Source organism: Mycobacterium sp. NGS49 (assembly GCF_059812565.1).
On record NZ_JCALCX010000027.1, the window covers coordinates 13,122 to 32,745 of the forward strand.

At 65.5% G+C, this 19,624-nt stretch carries 15 protein-coding genes and 1 tRNA gene; 8 read left to right on the forward strand and 8 right to left on the reverse strand.

Translation table 11 applies throughout. The features are described from left to right. The first annotated feature begins 78 nt into the window (after positions 1–78). On the forward strand, positions 79–2,061 hold the full coding sequence (locus AC5Y7D_RS23650) for a PE domain-containing protein (protein ID WP_499928248.1): 1,983 nt from the start codon (positions 79–81) through the stop codon (positions 2,059–2,061). A gap of 85 nt (positions 2,062–2,146) precedes the next feature. Here the strand turns inward: AC5Y7D_RS23650 and AC5Y7D_RS23655 are convergent, their stop codons facing one another. Then, positions 2,147–2,572, reverse strand: a complete 426-nt coding sequence (locus AC5Y7D_RS23655; RefSeq protein ID WP_499928250.1) for a tautomerase family protein — start codon at positions 2,570–2,572, stop codon at positions 2,147–2,149. 8 nt (positions 2,573–2,580) lie between these two features. Further along, positions 2,581–3,282: an SDR family oxidoreductase gene (locus AC5Y7D_RS23660; protein WP_499928251.1), complete on the reverse strand. Its 702-nt coding sequence runs from the start codon at positions 3,280–3,282 to the stop codon at positions 2,581–2,583. A gap of 97 nt (positions 3,283–3,379) precedes the next feature. On the opposite strand from AC5Y7D_RS23660, the gene AC5Y7D_RS23665 reads away from it, so the two are divergent. Both AC5Y7D_RS23665 and AC5Y7D_RS23670 read left to right on the forward strand, forming a co-directional pair. After that, a complete protein-coding gene (locus AC5Y7D_RS23665; RefSeq protein WP_499928253.1) occupies positions 3,380–3,865 on the forward strand; it encodes a winged helix-turn-helix transcriptional regulator in 486 nt (161 codons plus the stop codon). A gap of 130 nt (positions 3,866–3,995) precedes the next feature. Beyond that, the gene (locus AC5Y7D_RS23670) at positions 3,996–5,972 is read left to right on the forward strand and encodes a PE domain-containing protein (RefSeq protein WP_499928255.1); all 1,977 of its coding nucleotides are present in this window, start codon (positions 3,996–3,998) and stop codon (positions 5,970–5,972) included. A gap of 200 nt (positions 5,973–6,172) precedes the next feature. Here the strand turns inward: AC5Y7D_RS23670 and AC5Y7D_RS23675 are convergent, their stop codons facing one another. After that, positions 6,173–6,949 (reverse strand): ribonuclease T2 family protein, encoded by a 777-nt coding sequence (locus AC5Y7D_RS23675; protein WP_499928256.1) that lies wholly within the window; start codon positions 6,947–6,949, stop codon positions 6,173–6,175. Positions 6,950–7,005: 56 nt separating this feature from the next. Between AC5Y7D_RS23675 and AC5Y7D_RS23680 the strand changes: the two genes are divergently transcribed. From AC5Y7D_RS23680 to AC5Y7D_RS23695, 4 genes are all read left to right on the forward strand, one after another. Further along, entirely contained in the window at positions 7,006–9,096 is a 2,091-nt protein-coding gene (locus AC5Y7D_RS23680; RefSeq protein ID WP_499928257.1) for a hypothetical protein, read from the forward strand. Next, positions 9,089–10,420, forward strand: a complete 1,332-nt coding sequence (locus tag AC5Y7D_RS23685; protein ID WP_499928259.1) for an RNA-dependent RNA polymerase family protein — start codon at positions 9,089–9,091, stop codon at positions 10,418–10,420. Before AC5Y7D_RS23680 ends, AC5Y7D_RS23685 begins: the two co-directional genes overlap by 8 nt. Before the next feature lie 191 nt (positions 10,421–10,611). After that, positions 10,612–11,238: a TetR/AcrR family transcriptional regulator gene (locus AC5Y7D_RS23690; RefSeq protein WP_499928261.1), complete on the forward strand. Its 627-nt coding sequence runs from the start codon at positions 10,612–10,614 to the stop codon at positions 11,236–11,238. A gap of 39 nt (positions 11,239–11,277) precedes the next feature. Beyond that, entirely contained in the window at positions 11,278–13,053 is a 1,776-nt protein-coding gene (locus AC5Y7D_RS23695; RefSeq protein WP_499928263.1) for an N-acyl-D-amino-acid deacylase family protein, read from the forward strand. Here the strand turns inward: AC5Y7D_RS23695 and AC5Y7D_RS23700 are convergent. From AC5Y7D_RS23700 to AC5Y7D_RS23720, 5 genes are all read right to left on the reverse strand, one after another. After that, entirely contained in the window at positions 13,043–14,374 is a 1,332-nt protein-coding gene (locus AC5Y7D_RS23700; RefSeq protein WP_499928265.1) for a UDP-glucose dehydrogenase family protein, read from the reverse strand. The genes AC5Y7D_RS23695 and AC5Y7D_RS23700 overlap by 11 nt on opposite strands. Positions 14,375–14,456: 82 nt before the next feature. Next, complete coding sequence (locus tag AC5Y7D_RS23705; protein ID WP_499928267.1) at positions 14,457–15,983, reverse strand: DUF7159 family protein; 1,527 nt, start codon at positions 15,981–15,983, stop codon at positions 14,457–14,459. Between the two features lie 72 nt (positions 15,984–16,055). Continuing rightward, the gene (locus AC5Y7D_RS23710; RefSeq protein ID WP_499928268.1) at positions 16,056–17,648 is read right to left on the reverse strand and encodes a DUF7159 family protein; all 1,593 of its coding nucleotides are present in this window, start codon (positions 17,646–17,648) and stop codon (positions 16,056–16,058) included. Between the two features lie 86 nt (positions 17,649–17,734). Next, positions 17,735–18,307, reverse strand: coding sequence for a dCTP deaminase (gene dcd, locus AC5Y7D_RS23715; RefSeq protein ID WP_499928270.1), 573 nt, complete (start codon positions 18,305–18,307; stop codon positions 17,735–17,737). A gap of 32 nt (positions 18,308–18,339) precedes the next feature. Then, on the reverse strand, positions 18,340–19,005 hold the full coding sequence (locus tag AC5Y7D_RS23720; protein ID WP_499928271.1) for a VldE C-terminal domain-containing protein: 666 nt from the start codon (positions 19,003–19,005) through the stop codon (positions 18,340–18,342). Between the two features lie 505 nt (positions 19,006–19,510). Here AC5Y7D_RS23720 and AC5Y7D_RS23725 point away from each other — a divergent pair. Next, a tRNA-Gly gene (locus AC5Y7D_RS23725) sits at positions 19,511–19,584 on the forward strand. Positions 19,585–19,624: the final 40 nt, after the last annotated feature.

Here is a 19,624-nt window from a genome sequence, read left to right on the forward strand (position 1 = left end):
CTAAAGGTGCAGTCGTCCGGTGGATTATGATCTCCGTCACATCTTCCGATGGGTCGAGCAGCTGTTTGGAGGACCACCATGTCGTATCTCGTCGCTGCACCGGAGTTGATCGCGGCCGCCGCGGCGGACGCGGCGGGTATCAGTTCCGCGCTGCGGACGGCCAACCTGGCGGCGTTGGCCCCGACCGGCACGGTGGCGGCTGCGGCCGGTGACGAGGTGTCGGCGGCGATCGCCTCGCTGTTCTCCGGCTACGCCCGCGACTACCAGGCGCTCGGTGCGCAGATCGCGGCGTTGCAAGACCAGTTCGCCCAGGCGGTGCGCGCCGCCGGCGCGGCCTACGGCGTCGCCGAGGCGGCCAATGCCGGCCCGCTGCAGGCCGTGGCCGACAACGTCCTGGGAGCGATCAATGCACCCACGAACTTGCTGCTGGGACGCCCGTTGATCGGCGACGGGGTCAACGGCACCCCCGGCACCGGGCAAGCCGGCGGCGACGGCGGGATCCTGTGGGGCAACGGCGGCGCGGGCGCCTCCGCCGGACTGGGGCAAGCCGGTGGCCGCGGCGGCAATGCCGGGTTGATCGGTAACGGGGGTGTGGGCGGCACCGGCGGTATCCGCGGCGGGGCGGGCGGCGCCGGCGGCATGGGCGGATTGTTGTGGGGCAGCGGTGGGGCCGGCGGCATCGGCGGTGTCGGCGGCGGCACCATCGCCGCCGGGGCCGGCGGAATCGGCGGCCGGGCGTGGTCGTTGTTCGGCGCCCCGGGCGCGACCGGCAACGCCGGGACCTACTACCCGGACGTGATGTTCGCCTCTCCCGAGGAGGCGGCCCTGCTGCTCCTGGCCGTACCGGATGCGAACTTCCTGCTGATCGGCACCGACGGCACCAACCTGAGCAGAATCCTGGCCGATCCCCTGGGCACGCCGAACTTCCACGCGTTGATGCAGCAGAGCGTCACCTCGGCGTCAACGATCATCGGGCACACCACCATCTCCAACCCCTCCTGGACGGCGATTCAGACCGGGGTGTGGGGCGAAACCGCCGGTGTGGCCAACAACGTCTTCACCCCCTGGACGTATGACGACTGGCCGACCGTCTACAACCAGCTCGAGGCCACCTACGGCGACAACGTCAACACCACGGTCATCGCGGACTGGGATGTCATCACCGACATCGCCGGCGCCGGCTCCAACCCGGCCGACAACATCCAATTCATCCCGCAGGTCCCGGGCGACACAGATTGGTTGGCGACGTCGAATCTGGTCGGCCAGACAGCCCGGACCGCCATTCTGGCCGCTGACCCAAACGAGGGCAATCTCATCTTCTCGTACTTCACGGGCCCAGACGTCAACGCGCATGCATACGGCGGCGACTCGCCGCAGTACGCGCTGGCCCTTCGGAACATGGACGCCAACCTCGGATCCCAAACCGTCGGCGGCGGGGGCCTGTTGGGCGCGGTAGCCGACTGGGAGGCCAACCCGATGAACAACGGCGAGGAATGGACCACACTGGTGGTCACCGACCATGGCGAACTAGGACCGCCACAGATTGGCGGCATCACTCACGGTTTCCAATCTCCTTTGGAGACAGCAACATTCCTGATCTTCGATCAGGCCTACAACAACGCGTACGACGGGTACATCAACAACTCGTGGCAGATCGTCAGTACGACACCGACGATCATGGATGCATTCGACATTCCACCGCTGCCGTACATGCAGGGTGCGCCCCTGACGTCGTCCGTCTTCGACGCCACCTACGTCAATCCCGGCCCGACCAACCTGTTCAGCGTGCTCAGCGCGGACTTCGGAGCACAGGGTTACCCCGATCCCGTGACCAATGGAATTCTGGTGTCGCGCACGCTGGTGGCCTCGATTCCCTACCTGGCATACGAGCCGATAGCCAACGTCGTCCACTCAGTGCCCGACTTCCTGCAGGTACCGGTCTCCTGGATCGGGGCCGGTGTCTACCAAACGCTCAACATCCCAGCACAGATCTGGGTCCGGCTCACCGGCGTGAACGGCAACAAGATCATCCCGCCGATCCTCAATCCATTCCTCACCTAGGGATCTGCGCGGCCGGCGGTCAAAGCGGCCAATGTGCCGAACATTTGCTCGCGGGTCAGGCCGGGCGAACCGGCTTCTCGCGATGTCAGTAGACAGCTGCGGTGTTGGATTGCGCCCACGCCTTTTCGGCCGCTGAGCCACCCGGCGGCGGAACAAGTCCGTTGATCATCCAGAGTTCCTCGCTGGTTTCATCGACGTGAAACTCCCAGTGCAGACCGGGTTTCACTTCGGCCAACGGAGTCAGGATGTCGTTGATCCAGCGCGCGATCCGCTGACGGTCGCCCGTGTTGCGCGAATGCCGGGCGATGTGATCGATGACGACCCGGACACCGACGGGAGTCGGCTCACCGCCGACGTAGAAGTCCTCGGTCCTGGTCTCCTTGAACAAGGTGATCACGTAGAACCTCGGCAGGCCGGCCTTCTCGTAGTGGTCGGTGATCCGGGTCGCCAACTCGTGCTTCTCGGCGTCGGTGAAGACGCCCGGCGTGTGATGAATTGTCCACAGTGGCATGACGATTCCTAATGCGCCAGCGCGAAGGCCAGGTTTTCCACCGGGCCCGAGAGTGCAGCTTTGACGTTGACGGTGACGTCGTCGGTGAGAACCTCGACGGCCCCGGATTCCAACCCGTCTAGAATGCGCCTGGCCACCTCTGCCGGTGTCGACTTCGCCATCGGAATGTCAGCGACCATGTCGGTGTCGATGAATCCGGCGTGCACACCGACGACCTGGGTTTTCTGCGACGCCAACTCAAGACGCAGCGAGTTGGTCACCGACCAGATCGCGGCTTTGGAAGCGCCGTAGGCTCCGCTGCCGGCGAGCCAGGACAGCACCGAATGCACATTGACCACCGCGCCGCCGCCATTGGCCGCCAAGATCGGCGCAAAGGCCCGTGTGACTCTCAGCGGGCCAAAGACGTTGATGTCAAAGGTTTCCGTGACGTCGTCGAAGCTTCCCGTCAGTAGCGAGTCGGGGATGAGAATGCCGGCGTTGTTGATCACGATGTCGGCGTCACCCGCGATGCGGGCCAGCGCGTCGACCGAGTCCGCGTCGCGGACCTCGAGTTCGCGGGTGACCACCTGCGGGCGGTCATCGGTGAACGGGCTTCTCGCTGTCGAGTAGACCTTGCGGGCCCCGCGGGCCAGCACCTCGTCGACCAGCGCGGCACCGAGTCCGCGTCGGCCTCCTGTCACCACAACCACCTTGTCGGCTACTGCAACCATCTCGGGTTTCCTTCCGGCTATCTGACTAATGTTTTCGTTATCTAGATACAAGCACGCTATGCTGGATAACGCAATCGTTAGTTATGTAAGGTGCGCCATGGAGTTCGAAAAGAAGCTGCGCGACCGGAAGAAATGGTCGATCGGCGACGGATGCTCGATGGCCAAAGCCCTCGACCTACTGAGCACCAAAACCACGTTCCTGGTGCTGCGTGAATGCTTCTACGGCACAACGCGGTTCGAGGACTTCGTGGAACGGATCGGCACCTCCGCGCCGGCGGTGTCGCGAGCGATGAAGCAGTTGGAGGCGGCCGGCATCATCACGCGAGTTCCGTATCAGGAACCGGGCAGGCGGGTTCGCGACGAGTACCGCCTGACCCCGGCGGGCAAAGACCTGTTCCCGGTGTTCCTGTCGCTGGTGCAGTGGGGGGACAAGCACCTGCAAAAAGGCCGGGGCCCGCTCAGGTTCGTCGACCCCGAAACAGGCCGGACCCTGGGCGTGCGGGTCACCGACGAATCCGGCCTCATAGCAACGGATCCCGACGACATCGAGATCCGGGTCAACTCCACGACCAGACAGCGGTAGGACACCGGGTCGCCGCGGTTGGCGAGGTGTCGGTTAACGGGAGTACCAGGCGACATGCCGGATCGGATAGATTGTGGGCGCCGTCACGTCCCTCGATGCGCCAAGAAGCTACCGGGCGGGAGGACCCACCATGTCATATCTCGTCGCTGCAACTGAGCGGTTGACGGCCGCCGCGGCGGACGTGGCGGGTATCAGCTCCGCGCTGCGGACGGCCAACCTGGCGGCGTTGGCCCCGACCGGCACGGTGGCGGCTGCGGCCGGTGACGAGGTATCGGCGGCGATCGCCTCGCTGTTCTCCGGCTACGCCCGCGACTACCAGGCGCTCGGTGCGCAGATCGCGGCGTTGCAAGACCAGTTCGCCCAGGCGGTGCGCGCCGCCGGCGCGGCCTACGGCGTCGCCGAGGCGGCCAATGCCGGCCCGCTGCAGGCCGTGGCCGACAACGTCCTGGGTGCGATCAATGCACCCACGAACTTGCTGCTGGGGCGCCCGTTGATCGGCGACGGGGTCAACGGCACCCCCGGTACTGGGCAAGCCGGCGGCGACGGCGGGATCCTGTGGGGCAACGGCGGTAACGGCGGCTCGGCCGGGCTGATGGGCGCAACGGGGGGCCGCGGCGGCAACGCCGGGTTGATCGGCAACGGGGGGATCGGCGGCACCGGGGGCTTTCGCGGCGGGGCCGGCGGCGCCGGCGGCATGGGCGGATTGTTGTGGGGCAATGGCGGAACCGGCGGCACCGGCGGGGTTGGCGGACTGACCGTCCCCGCCGGGGTGGGCGGGATCGGCGGCCGGGCCTGGTCCCTATTCGGCGCCGCGGGCGCGACCGGCCAGGCCGGCACAGTACTGAACGTGGTGACTCCACAAGAAGCCGCCCTGCTGATGATGACCGCACCGGACGTGAACTTCCTGCTGATAGGCACCGACGGCACCAACCTGGCCAAGATCCTGGCCGATCCCCTGGGCACCCCGAACTTCCACGCGCTGATGACGCAGAGCGTCACCTCGGCGTCGACGATCATCGGGCACACCAGCTTCTCCAACCCCTCCTGGACGACCATTCAGACCGGGGTGTGGGGCGAAACAGCCGGTGTGAGCAACAACGTCTTCACCCCCTGGACGTATGACGACTGGCCGACCGTCTACAACCAGCTCGAGGCAGCCTACGGCGACAACGTCAACACCACGGTCATCGCTAACGGCACGGGGGGCATAGCCGAAATGGCCGCTGCCGGCTCGCATCCCGCCGACAACATCGAGTTCGTTCCGCAGGTCCCGGGCGACACGGAGTGGCTGGCGACGCAGGACCTGGTCGCCCAGAAGACCCGAACCGCCATTGCCCTGGCCGATCCGGACAAGGGCAATCTCATTTTCTCGTACTTCGCAGGTGTTGATCACGTCGGGCATGACTACGGTGGCGACTCGCCGCAGTACGCGCTGGCTCTTCGGAACCTGGACGCCAACCTCGGATCCCAAACCGTCGGCGGTGGGGGCGTGCTGGGCGCGGTAGCCGACTGGGAAGCCAACGCGATGAACAACGGCGAGCAATGGACCACCCTGGTGGTCACCGACCACGGGCACATCGGGCCCGACCAGTTCGGCCGTGGACATGGCTTCCAATCACCCCGCGAGACAGCGACATTCCTGATCTTCGATCAGGCCTACACCGATACCCAAGACGGCTTCATCAACAACTCATGGCAGATTGTCAGTACGACGCCGACGATCATGGATGCCTTCGACATTCCACCGCTGCCCTATATGCAGGGTGCGCCCCTGACATCCGCCGTCTTCAACGGCACCTACGTCAATCCCGGCCCGAGCAACCTGTTCAGCGTGCTCAGCGCCGACTTCGCCGCACAGGGTTACCCCGATCCCGTGACCAATGCGACTCTCGTGTCGCGAACCCTCGCGACCTCGATTCCCTACCTGGCGTACGACCCGATCGCCAACGTCGTCCACTCGGTGCCCGACTTCCTGCAGGTACCGGTCTCCTGGATCGGGGCCGGCGTCTACCAAACGCTCAACATCCCCGCACAGATCTGGGTCCGGCTCACCGGCGTGACCGGCAACCAGATCATCCCGCCGGTTCTAAATCCCTTTCTGCCCTAGCTAATTCGACCTTTGCTTCCAAGCCTTGGCGCCAAGAGGTAGCGGTCGGCGATCCGGGACCAGTTCGCGCTTCTGGGCGTCAGTGATTCCTGGCCGGTGGGCCCTTGCCGAACGCGCTATGACTTCACAACCCCGACACACTGATGGAGACGAGATCGCGGACCCGAGGGAACGGCACTCACCAAGACGTCAGTAGTTCTTCACGGCACGCGCCCGTACCGACAACCGGCGGATACGGTTGGGCCTTTGACGAGTAAGTCCCTCAGCGACACCGTTGCCCGATCGGCGCCGAGATCGACAACCGGAGGAAACGACAGGCGCACCTCGTAAACAATGAGGCCTTCCCCATCAACGCTGCGACATTCAAGGCCAACACGCTTGCCCGCCCCCTTTCCAAATTCGGCATCGAATCGGTCACGCACCGCGCTGGCGGATAAACCCCCGCCCACAGCCGCCCCGAACACCGGATCGAGGGTTTTCCTGACCTGTTCGGTGAGCGATACGGCATTTCTAAAATATGCAGCAGGCGTGACACCTGAACACGTCCCATGCCGGGTCCACTCATAGGGAGCCATGACCGTGACGTCAGACACCATCGACTGCAACTTCGTCTGGACGTCCTCAGGCAGAATCACCGCCGGCAAATCGGCATCATGTAGACCGCGGGGCCGGCCGGCGACGGCCGTTGGCACGCCGCAGAACTGCTCGCTAGCCGGCTGGGGCCAAAGTCCGTGGAGAAGCAAGGTGCGGCCCAACTTGCTCACGTGACCGTTTGCGCAGCCCGGGCTGGACGACTCCACTTTGCAGAGACTGGGTGCCCACGTCACAACAAGCAGGCTCGAGGTGCTGCTGCCGGAGTCGCCAGGCAACGAACCGGGCGAGCGATCGGTGCCGAGAAGCCTGAAGACAACGACCGCGACGACCACCGCCGCCAAGCCGGCCGATACCGAGAATACGGCTACATCGCCTCGCTTCATGCTGCAATCTTCTCAAAATAGCCATTCGAATTGCCTCGCTCGAAGGGTGCGCTCCGGTGAACGACATCGACCGTTGGTTTGACCGGACGGCGCGCCGGCAAGACCACATGGTCTCGCTTTTCGCGAGCCTTCTCACCGGCAGGATCTTCGCGTACCTCCGCTACCGTCTGCGCTACGCACTACTGCTTGATACGGCGCGATTCCTCGTCCACGTCATCGAGTTTCTAATCCTCCTTGCAAGCCTGGGCAGACTGGCGGCGTTCACGATTGTCGTGTTACGCGTCGGCAGCCTGGTCGTCAGCGGCGGCTGGTGGGGGTTTCTTGAGGTCATGCGGGAGCGGCTCAGAGTGTTCTCCCGGTCTGGAGATCGCGATGCGGCCGAGCACGAGATTGGCTGCTGGCTCGTCCTTTCGATGATCGCGGGAGCGGCTTTGACGATCGTTGGCGGTGTTGCACTGGCGGCCCAGCTTCCGTCGGGCCGGGATCCGGTCGGACTCCTCTACGCGTTTCTGGTCGTTTTGGAGACTGCGGTGCGTTTTTCGGTTCGGGTGCTTCATTCCGGTATATACGCCACTCGGCGCATTTACCGACCCTTTTGGTCGTTGCTCGCGCCGACCGTCGTGCAGCTGGCGGTGCTCAGTGTTGGCTTCTATTTGTACCCGGCTGCGGCAATCATCGTCGCAATCATTACGTCGAATGCGGTCGGCATCTGGATCACGGTCCGCTACACGCTAAGGATTTACCGGTTGATGGGACTTTGGCCGAAATTCGGGACGGCTCACGAACTTTGGCGAGCGCTCCCGCGGATCCCGCCATGGCCGGCGTTCAAGGCAACGCTGGCGGGACTCGGTCTGCGCCTGGACGCCCTTGTCGTTCTCACGATACTGGGCATGTACCGGACCAACGACCGGGCCTTTGACCTGCTCGCGGGCGTAGCGGCCTGGCGGCATGTCGACACCTTTCAGTTTTTCTACCTGATTCTGCCGCTATTCCGTGGCGCCTACGAGGGCACCGGTCTGTTCTATTTCGACTTTGTCCGTCTGCGGCGAATCCCGGCGCTTCGCGACTTTCAACTCTCGTTCTTTCGCAGGCTGCTCTTGACGACGCCGTTCATCTCACTTTTCTTTTGGTCACTCGCGGCCGCGCTGGGGCTGTTTGTCCTGCGCGAGATACCGATCACCTTCCTGCTCGCGCTCCTTCCCCTGTTTATCGTTCGCAGCGTGATAGGCATCTACCAGACGCGGCTTTTTGCCGAAGGCTATTTCGGCACACTCATCGCAACCGTCGCGCTGTGGGTCGCGTTGCTCTGGCTCGTATGGCTCGACCCCCATCCCGTCTCTGATCTCCTTGAGCTCACGGCCGCCATGATCACGGTTCTCATCGTTCTCATCAACCTGCAGCATTTCCGAGACCGCCAGCCCCTGCCGCTGCCCACCCTGCTGGCATTGGGCGATTGGATACAAGAGCTCACCCGCGAGTCGGGGCCCGTGCTTGTCGGCAAAATCACGGTCCCAGAGTGGATCCCGGCGCAGCAGAGATCCGCGGCGGTCACATTGATGCAGAAGACATTTGACGGCAAGGGATACTGTGCGTTTGGTTCACCGACGACAGTTTTCTACTACCAGCGAACATCGAATGGCGATACCGATCAGCAGCCCCACCTGGCGCTGCAAGCGACCACGGGCGGCGCCGTAAACCGTGGAAAATCATTGCACACGCCCGGGGCAAATGGACGCGATGCATTGGCCCGGCTCCTCACCGAGAAATGGATACAGCCCGCTGATGAGCTATCGCCGGGGCCGGACGGGCCAGCTAGCCTGACTCGGAAATTTCGCACGCTTTTTGCCGACGGCATAGTCTTCGACCTGGAAACGCTCGAGGGAACCCCGGACATGCGCAACCTGGAACTGAGTGTGCTGGTCAGGGCGCTGCCGACGGCAGTCCATTGCCTTGAAGACGGTGTCAGCGTCGTCGCGTTGTCTGGGCGCCTCCTGACACCGGTCTTCCATCATGGAAAGTTGCGCTTGCTGTTTCTGTTGCCGCATGATCCCGAGGCTGGGCTCTTCGAAAGCTGGATGCGGATCATCAAGGATTGGCATGTCCGCCGGGGCAGCGCCGCGGCGGCGGAATGCGCTCGAGATGCCTGAACCGGTCGACATCGAGAAACGCCTGGCCGAGCCGAGAACGTATGAAGAAGCCATCATGCGGATTTTCGCGAAAAGAAGGCAGCGTGGATTAGCTTTCAGTGAGGCTGGTGGGGGCGTCACTTATTTCAGCACCGCAACCGAGCGGCGGGCGCTTTCCCGAGCAATCGCCCACAGTGTCTCCCGGGGCGAATACCGCCCGCAGCCCGTAGACCTCAGCTTTCTTGAATACAAGGGTAAGTGTCGCGCCGTCCATCTACCCACCTTCACCGACCACGTGGTTGGTTCGGCGCTCTTCCAGCTTCTATCCCATAACGCGCGCTGCCATGGCCTGCCCGGCGTCTACTCCTACCTGCCCGGGTTAACGAACGTGGCAGCAACGCGGGCCCTTGCCGAATTTGTTCGCGCTCACCGCAAACGGGTGGGGCTCAAGGGTCCGCCGCTGTATGTCCTGCAGTCCGATTTCGAGCACTACGGCGACGATCTCCCCGTTGGTCCCGACGCGGCGCTGTGGCGCATCCTGCGAGAAGTTGCGACACTCGGTAGCCCGCGCGGCGAACTCGGGGCGGATGTCTGGGATCTCATCACCCGCCTGGCACGCCCCGTCGTGCGGGATCGGGACGGTACGCAGTTCACCCGGCTGCACGGCACGGCGATGGGAACCCCTCTGGTACCGGTTCTCGGGAATTTGGCGGTTGTACCCATGGACGCCGCAATCGTTGCGATCGATGGCATCTTTTACGCGCGGTACAACGATGACTTCATCGTGGCGCATCCGGACCTTGCCGCACTTCACGAGGCGGATGCCCGGATCGACGCCCTGCTCGACGACTTGGGCGTCAAACGCAAACTCGCGAAAGAGTTCCGCACGGCCCTCGGCGGCAACGGCCAACCCGGCGCGGAGGATCATGCCTACCGAGGCCGCGACCGGATCGACTGCCTTGGACTGTCGGTCAGCCATGCCGGCACGATTGCCCTGGCGCCACCTCGACTGCGCCGCTTCATCGGACACATTGCGACCCGGATCGATGCCGCCGCAGCCGCCCTGGTGTCGCGCCCGGCCAGCGAGCGAGCGCGTCAACTCGTGGCAGCCACCAACGTGATGCTGGACGCGACGAACCCGTTTGCGGTTCCTGGCCTGGCCAGCCTCCTCGACACGACAACCGACCGGGGAGTCCTCAAAGACTTGGATTTCCGCATCGTACGCAAGATCGTGCAAGTCGCCACCGGACGGCCGGGCGTGCGCGGCTTCCATGTGTTGCCGCCCGCCGTACTGCGGCGTGACATGGGGTTGGTGTCGCTGGTACACCTGCGGAATTTGCGGTGACCACCGCTACGTGATTAGTTGTTCTCGAGGGCGCGGACCCCGCCTTTGTGCGGTCGTTCCGGGGGACCACAGAGGTTGCGGCTTTCGGTCCCTCACTTGTGTGTTTCATCCCGCGCCCTTCTTTTCGTCGTCAAGGTGCGGTTTCCTCGTCAAGGTGCGGGTTAGTCCCCCGCAAACCGTAACCTCTAAGCATGCGCACCCATGGGTGGAGCGGTGCGAGGCCGGCAACCGACCACGAGGCGATCGAGCGCATCCTGGACGCCGCCAGCGAAGCGATCGAGCAGCGCGGCGGTGACATGCGGATCGCCGACGTGGCACGAACGCTGGGCGTCTCCCGGCAGACCGTCTACAACTATTTCCCGGGAACCAACACCCTCATCGAGGCCGCTGCCACCCGATCCGGCGAGCGGTTCTGCACGAAGCTGGCCGAGCACCTGTCCGGTATCAGCGACCCGGTCGAGGCGCTGGTGGAGAGCCTGGCTTACACCCTGGAATGGTTGCCCAGCGACAAGCACATCCAGTTGATGCTGGTAAACGACTTCAGCAAGGCATCGGCCGGGATCACTTCGGATGTCGGGATCAAGTTCAGCCACGGCATTCTGGCCGGGTTGGACGTCGATTGGGCCGAGCTCGGGCTCGCCGACGCCGATCTGGACGATCTTGCGGAGTACACGCTGCGAATCCTGCAGTCCTTCACCATCGACCCCGGCCGACCCCCGCGTACCGGCGAGGTGTTGCGCACCTACCTGCGCCGCTGGGTCGCGCCGGTGCTGACCGCTGACATCGCCCTCAAGGGGGCGGCCAGCTCCCTGAATTGACGATCTCGGTAAGCTGTCCACTCGAGTGAGGTGATCACCATGACTTTCGACGCAGTGATCGTGAACGGCCGGTGGTTCGACGGCACCGGAGGCCCGTCGGCAATCCGCAACATCGGGATTCGCGGCGGCCGGGTGGCCGCCGTCTCCGCCGGCCCGCTGGACACCGAAGGCTGCCCGAATGTCATTGCAGCCGAAGGTAAGTGGGTGATGCCGGGCATCATCGACATTCATACCCACTACGACGCCGAGGTGCTGGCCGCGCCGGAGCTGTCGGAATCCGTGCGGCACGGTGTCACCACGATCGTGATGGGGTCGTGCTCGCTGTCTACCGTGCACGTCAATGCCGGCGAAGCCGCCGACCTGTTCGGACGGGTGGAAGCGATCCCGCATGAGCACGTGGTGCGCATTGTCGGAGAGCACAAGTCGTGGACAAACGCGCGGGAGTACATCGACGCGCTGGAGTCGTTGCCGCTGGGCCCCAACGTGACGGCTTTCATCGGTCACTCCGACATGCGGACATCCGTGATGGGTCTGGATCGGGCGACCCGCAAGGACGTCAAGCCCACCCCCGCCGAGCAGGCGCGGATGGAACAGATGCTGAGCGACGCACTCGACGCGGGATTCCTTGGAATGTCCTCGCAGCAACTGCTTTTCGACAAGATCGACGGCGACACCTGCCGGTCCCGCACCCTGCCGTCCACCTATGCCAAAGGCCGCGAGTTGCGCCGGCTCAAGTCGTTGTTGCGTCGCACCGGCCGCGCTCTGCAGTCCGGACCTGACATCAGTCATCCGCAGAACATCGTCTCGCAGGCGCTGCAGTCGCTGGGGATCCGTCGGCCGCACCTCAAAACAAGCCTCCTAGCGGCCGCCGACATGAAGTCGGCACCCGGCACCATCTGGCTGACCAGCGGGTTGGCCGCCCTGGTGAACCGGCTCGGCGGCGATTTCCGCTTCCAGCACCTGCCGGTGCCCTTCGAGGTGTACGCCGACGGGATCGACCTCGTGGTGTTCGAGGAGTTCGGCGCGGGCGCTGCCGCACTGCACCTCAAGGACGAACTCGAGCGCAACGAGCTGATGCGTGACGAGGAGTACCGCAGGCAGTTCCGCAAGGACTACGACACCAAGTTCGGCCCGCGCGCCTGGCATCGCGACTTCTTCGACGCCGAAATCGTCTCCTGCCCCGACGAGTCGGTGGTGGGCAAGTCGTTCGGTCAGGTCGGCGTAGAACGCGGCGGTCTGCACCCCGTCGACGCGTTCCTCGACCTGGTGCTCGAACATGGGACGGCGATCCGTTGGCGCACAACGATTTCCAATCACCGGCCCAAGGTGCTGCGCCGCTTGGCCCGGATGCACGGCCTGCAGGTGGGATTCTCGGACGCCGGTGCTCACCTGCGCAACATGGCGTTCTACAACAGCGGGTTGCGTCTGCTGCGGCATGTGCGCGACGCGGAACTGCAGGGCCGTCCGTTCCTGTCGATCGAGCAGGCGGTACACCGGCTCACTGGTGAACTCGCCGACTGGTATGGAGTGGACGCCGGTCATCTGCGGGTGGGCGACTGGGCCGACCTGGTGGTCATCGACCCGCAACGGCTCGACGACTCGCTGGACGCCTACCATGAGGCCAATGTCGAAGCCTACGGCGGACTTTCACGCATGGTGAACCGCAACGACGCCACCGTGGAAGCCGTCTTCGTCTCCGGCCGACAGGTGTTTCGCCACGGGCAGCCCAGCGAGATCCTCGGACGCGAGCGCACCGGCGGCTTCCTGCGCGCCGACGGGCGGCCACGCAACGTGCCGCAGCGGGTCAGCGCGTAGCGCGCCGCGCTCCCAGCCGAAACACCTGCCAGCCGGCCCGCTCCCACCGCGCCACGTCGAGGCAGTTGCGGCCGTCGACGACAACCCGGGCCCGCACCCGCTGGGCGAGGCTGGCCGGATCGAGGTCGACGAACTCCCGCCACTCCGTGAGCACCAGCACGGCATCAGCACGCTCACAAGCCTCTTGGATCGACACCGCATAGTTCAGGGTGGGAAAGAGCCGGTTGGCGTTGTCCAGCGCCTTGGGGTCGTAGACGTTGACGGCGGCGCCGTTGAGCTGCAACTGCCCGGCGACGTTGAGCGCGGGCGAGTCCCGCACGTCGTCGGACTCCGGCTTGAAAGCCGCGCCCAGTACCGCGATATTGGCACCCAGCAGAGACCCACCGCAGGCGAGGGTGGCCAGTTCGACCATCCTGGTCCGCCGCCGCATATTGATGCTGTCGACTTCGCGCAGGAAGGTCAGCGCCTGATCGGCGCCCAGTTCGCCCGCTCGAGCCATGAACGCCCGGATGTCCTTGGGCAGGCACCCACCACCGAAACCCAATCCGGCATTGAGACATTGGCGTCCGATGCGCGGGTCGTACCCGAGGGCATCGGCCAGCAGGCTGACGTCGGCGCCCGCCGCCTCGCACACCTCGGATATCGCGTTGATGAAGGAGATCTTGGTCGCCAGAAACGCATTCGCGGACACCTTCACGAGTTCCGCGGTCTGCAGGTCGGTCACCAGGAACGGCACGCCCGCGCCGAGCAGCGGCTCGTACAGCTCGCGCACCGCAGCCTCAGCCCGCACGGAGTCCTGTTGCACGCCAAGCACAATCCGATCCGGATGCAACGTGTCGTGTACGGCGTAGCCCTCGCGGAGGAACTCCGGGTTCCAGGCGATTTCGACGTCAACGCCCGCCGGTGCCAGCGCGGCGGCACGTTGGCTCAGCTCGGCCGCGGTGCCCACCGGTACGGTTGATTTGCCGACCAGGATGGATGACCTGGTCAATCGGGGCACCAGTGCGTCGATGACGGCGTGCACGTGCCGGATATCTGCGCCGTATTCGCCCTTCTTCTGCGGCGTGCCGACTCCCAGGAAATGGACATCGGCGAACTCGGCCGCCATGTCGTAGTCGGTGGTGAACTGCAGTCGACCCGCAGCAAGGTTGGCCGTCAACAGCTTTCGCAAGCCAGGCTCGTAGAAGGGAATGTCGCCGCCGGCGAGCTTGGCGACCTTGCCCGGGTCGATATCAACCCCGACGACCTCGTGTCCCAGCTCCGCCATTCCGACAGCGTGGGTGGCACCGAGGTAACCGGTACCAAAAACGGTGCAGCGCATACCACCGTGTGTAGGTGGCCGCGATGAGCGAACCGCATCGCCACGCTGAACGGCAGATGACGGCTACCCGGCGAAATTCAGCTCAGATGCCTGGGATGCCGGGGATGTTGAAACCGCCGCGGCCGCCGCCTCCGCCCTTGCCGCCTTTGCCGCCGCCTCTGCCGGGACCACCGCCGGGCAGTTTGGGGGTGGGAGCCTTCCCGATGCCCGGCGGCTTAGCGTCGTCGCCGCCGCCGCGGCCGCCGCCACCCGGACCGAAGGGGAACTGCGGGGTGAAGATCTGCGGCAACTGCGGAACGGGAACAGGGACGGGAACCGGTGCGGGCGCGGGTGCGGCCGGAACCGGGACAGGAGCCGGAGCAGGCGCCTGGGGGACCGGAACAGGAACCGGCACCGGCGCTTGCGGAACTTCCACCGGCACTTGGGGAGCCTGCGGCACTGGCGCCGGAGCCTGCTCGGGAATCTGCGGCACGGGCGCCTGCGGCACCGGCGCGGGAGCCTGTGGCACCGGGGCGGGAGCCTGCTCAGGTACCGCCGCCGGAGCCTGCGGCGCCGAAGCCGGGGCCCGCGGCACCTGAGTGGGAACGACGAGGGCTTGCCCCGGATCGGGCCGACTGCTCGACGTGCTGCGGATGCTGACGGCCAGCGAGACGACCAGCGAAGCCACCCCGATGACGAAGATCGACAGCAGCACGCTGCCCAGCAACCCGATTGGCCCTCGCTCGTCCGGATTTCGGTCGTCGTGCTCGCCGTCCACAGCGCTGTAGGCCAGCGCGCCGTCGGCTGCGTCCACATTCTCGAAGTACGCGGGGTGCAGCACGAACGGCTCGTAGGCGCCGGTGCCGGGGTCCTGGGCGTAGGCACGAGCTGCTGTGGACGATGACAACAGGGGGGTGTTCGCCGACGCCAGCGCCGCTCCCCAGGCAAGTGCCGTCTCGGGCTCTTCCGGCAACGTCACGGGCAGCGTGGTTGCGGCCTCGAGGGCGGGCTTGATCATGGGCACGTCGACACCCGAGCCGACAACGAATACGGCGTCGGGACGCGTCTCCAGTCGTTCGGCTGCCGAGACCAGCTCGGCCAATCGGGCCACCGCCGCATCGTCATCGGCGGGCAGCGCCTGGGTCTGCATGTCGGCGATCGATCCATCGCCGCTGTCGACCACGGCCAACGTCGCGGTATCGGGTTCGATGAACAACAGCGCCGTGTGCGCGTAGTTGGTTTCGTTGCCGACGGAGTGGGCGAGCGCCGCCGCGGCGAGGAACGCCGACACCAACATGACGTTCTCGATCTTGCGGGTGGCCAGTGCGTCACGCAGCGCGGCCGCCTGGGCCGGGTCCCGCCAGGTCACGCCCGTCGACGTCAGCTGGTAGCCACCCTCCGCCGCCCCTTCACGGGTCCCGAGTATGGCCGAGATGACCTGATCGGCGGCATTGAACGTGGGCGCGTCGTCCCCGATGTCGATGCTGTCTTCCTCGACCAGGGCGCCGTCCCCGTTTTCGCCTTCGACCAGCACCATTCGGACGGCGGTTGGTGCCATCGACACGCCAAGTACGGTGTCCAAAGCTCCCCCAAATTGAGTGCGACGAGTTCCCCAACTCCTGGTGTACAACGTTACCCGCGCACCGGTTTCATACCCATTTGAGTTTGCTTTGTACGGCAGCTCACAGCCCTGACGCTGGGGCTACCGGTGGCCGCGGCCGCCGCCGAACCCGCCGCCTCCGCCGAACGGACCGTGCCCACCGCCTCCGCCGAACGGACCGTGCCCGCCCCCACCGCCGAACGGACCGTGCCCACCTCCACCGCCGAACGGACCGTGCCCGCCGCCTCCGCCGAACGGGCCGTGGCTGCCGGGTCCGCCACCGAAGGGACCACGGCCGCCGTTACCGGGACCTCCACCGCCGAAAGGCCCCCGGCCCGGGTTGGGTGCCGGCGCCTTGGGGATCTGGATGGCCGGCGCCTTCGGGACGGGATTTCGGGGGCGCGGCGGTGACGCGGGAATCGGGGCGCGGGGCGCCGGCAGCTGAGGTTGCTGCCGCGGTACCTGCACCGGAGCCTGGGCTAGGGGCGGACGCAGGAACGTCTCCGGGCCGGGCACCTGCACCGGCGGCACCAGGATGGGAATCACCGGCGGCACCACAACGGGATCGGGGACCCTGGGCGCCGGCAAATTGGGCGCGGCCGGAGCCGGCAACGCGGGGACGACCGGTGCCGGCGCAGCGGGGACCGACGCGGCCGGGATCTCGACGGGAAGCCGCGGGGGTGCGGCGCGCGGCACTAGCTGCGGCGGCGCGGGCAGATCGATCTTGTGCTCCGGCGCGGCGATTTCGGTGGGCGCCGGGGGTGCGGCCGCGGGAGCGACGAAGTGGTTCTCATTCGGCTTGGGCTGCAACGCGACGGTGGGACGGATGTTGATCGCCAAAGCGACCTCCAGCGCCACCACGGCAACAATCGCAGCCACGGCGAGGCCGCTGCCGAGCAGCAAGGCCCGTTTTCGCTTGTCCGGATGCTCCCGGGCGCCGTCCACGAACTCGTCGTCGCCCAGGTAGTCGAAGTCCCCAGGATCCTGCGCATAAGCCATGGCGGCGGTGGTCGACGCGAACAATGGGGAACTGCCCGAAGCCAGCGCAGCGCCGCGGGCCAGCGCCATTTCGGGTTCCTCGGGCACGCTGACAGTCAGCGCCGTGGCCGCGTCTAATGCCGGCTTGATCATGGGCACGTCGACCCCCGAGCCCACTACATAGATTCCGTCCGGACGGGCGCGCAACGACTCGGCGCTCGATACCATTTGCACCAGCTCGGCCACGGCGGCGTCGTCGTCTTCGGCCAGCAGCTGGCGGCGCACGTCGCAAAGCGAGCCGTCCCGGGTGTCCACCACGGCAAGGGTCGCGCTGTCGGGTTCGACGAACAGCACGCCGGTCCGCTCGTAGCCCACCGAGGCGCCGACGGATTGACCCATCGCGACCGCCGCCAGGAAAGCGGACACCAGCATCACGTTCTCGACTTTGTGGGCGGCCAGTGCATCGCGCAGGGCGGTCGCCTGTTCCTGGTCGGTCCAGCTGACACCTATCGAGGACAACCGCAGACCTGCTTCAGAGGCGCCCTCGCGGGTGCCGAGGATGGCCGCCATCACCCTCTCGGATGCGCAGGTGACAGCTGTGTCGCCGGCCAGCCGGAAGCTGTCCTCTTCGACGATGGCACCGTCGGCGTCCTCACCCTCGACCAGCGCGATGCGGACGGCCGAGGGTGCCATCGAAACCCCGAGTACTACGTCCATGACCCCTCCCAAGGCGTACCGGTCTGCGGAGGGAAGCACGGCGCGGATCGCCGAATTCGATTGTGGCCCCTGGGACTATGCGCCTGCTAGGTGGACCGGATGAAGTTCTGATACGACCGCGACGGTGTCGGGCCCCGCTGACCCTGGTACTTGGAGCCTACTTGCGAACTGCCGTAAGGGTGTTCAGATGGGCTGGTCAGTCGCAAAATACATAACTGCCCGATTTTCATCCCCGGCCACAGGGTGATTGGCAGGTTGGCCACATTAGACAGTTCCAGCGTGATGTGGCCGCTGAAGCCAGGGTCGATGAAGCCCGCGGTGGAGTGCGTCAGCAAGCCCAGCCGACCCAGCGACGACTTGCCTTCCAGCCGTCCAGCCAGGTCATCGGGCAGTGTGCAGACTTCCAGCGTCGAGCCGAGCACGAATTCTCCGGGGTGCAGGACGAACGGCTCCCCCTCAGCGGGTTCGACCAAGCTGGTCAGCTCGTCCTGTTGCCGAGCAGGATCGATGTGGGTGTAGCGCGTGTTGTTGAAGACCCGGAACAACGAGTCGAGGCGGACGTCGATGCTCGACGGCTGAACCAGGGCGTCGTCGAATGGATCGAGGCCCAATCGACCTGCGGCGATTTCAGCCCTGAGGTCGCGGTCGGAGAGCAGCACCCGACGAGCGTAACCGCCGGCGTTGACGCGGGTTAGCGGACGTAGATTTCGTCGCCGCTGGGGTAGCCGCCGCCGGTGGTGGTGACGTGGACGTGGTCGTAGTGGCCGTAGCCACCGGATTGAGCACCGCCGCCGGGCGTGTAGTAGACACCGCGCCAGATGGCGTCCTGGATGCCGAAACGCTCGGCGTTCTGCAGCACGAAGGTGACGATCGCGTTGCCCAGCTCGATTCCCTCGTCGGAACTCGGATTCGGGATCATCACATCAAGCGCCAAGCCTTCGGGATGCCACCGCAGCGCGTCCGGTCGGACGCCGCCGATCTGGTGGATCTCCGGGAACAGCGCGCTGATGGCACGTTCGACCAGGATGGTCTTGACTTGCAGGCCCGCTTCCGGCGCGACGCCGACGGGCAGCACGCGGGATCCCGCAACGGCCCGCGACCGGTCAGCTCGAGGCCGCTCGGCCGGCGCCATCTCCTCGATGCTGAATCTCCAGTGGGAGGTGTCGATGCTCGCCGAGACCGGGGTCGCCGCGAGCTCGACGCAGCACGGGGTCTCGGCAGGCTTGACTTCCGCGCGGGCGGCACTGATCGGGCTGACGTCGCCGCTCACCGCGAAGTACACAGCAGCCGAGGCGAGGCCCGCAGCCAGCGCTGCGGGCGATTTCCGCGGCTTCCTAGCTAACTGGTGCCTGCCCACGGATGGTCACAATACGAGGTTACAGATGATAACGAAAGGGTAAACGTCACATTTTTAGGATTCGCAATGAGTTGGGGTTTATTCACATTGTGAATTACGCCAGGGTGATTCCCGGGGTCGGGGTTCGCTCAGTCGACCAGCCCGTTGGACAGTTCCTCGAGCTTCTGGCGCAAACAACCATCTACGGTTGGTGGTGCGGACGGGACAGGCACTGTCGCGGAAATATGTTGTAGCGCAGCGTGATTCGAGTGCCGGTCCGGACGGGGAGCAGAGGAAGTCAGCCGAGACCGGTAAGCGATTGGCCTGAACGACGGTTCCGTTGCCGTCGTCGGTGTTGGGGCGGAGCGCTGCCGGTATCGGAGGATCGGTCGGTGCCGGAGGTGGAATATGTCGGGCATACGATCTCCCGGAACGCCCTGTTCAGACGTGACGGGGGACGGCTCGGTAATGTCGCGACCCGCCCACCGGCGAGCATCGACCGGTGCTAGCCTTTCTGGGCGACAGCGCCGATGTAGTTCAATGGCAGAACATCAGCTTCCCAAGCTGAATACGCGGGTTCGATTCCCGTCATCGGCTCCAGTTTTACCAGCGCAAACGTGCTTCGGCCCCTGCCTCGTCG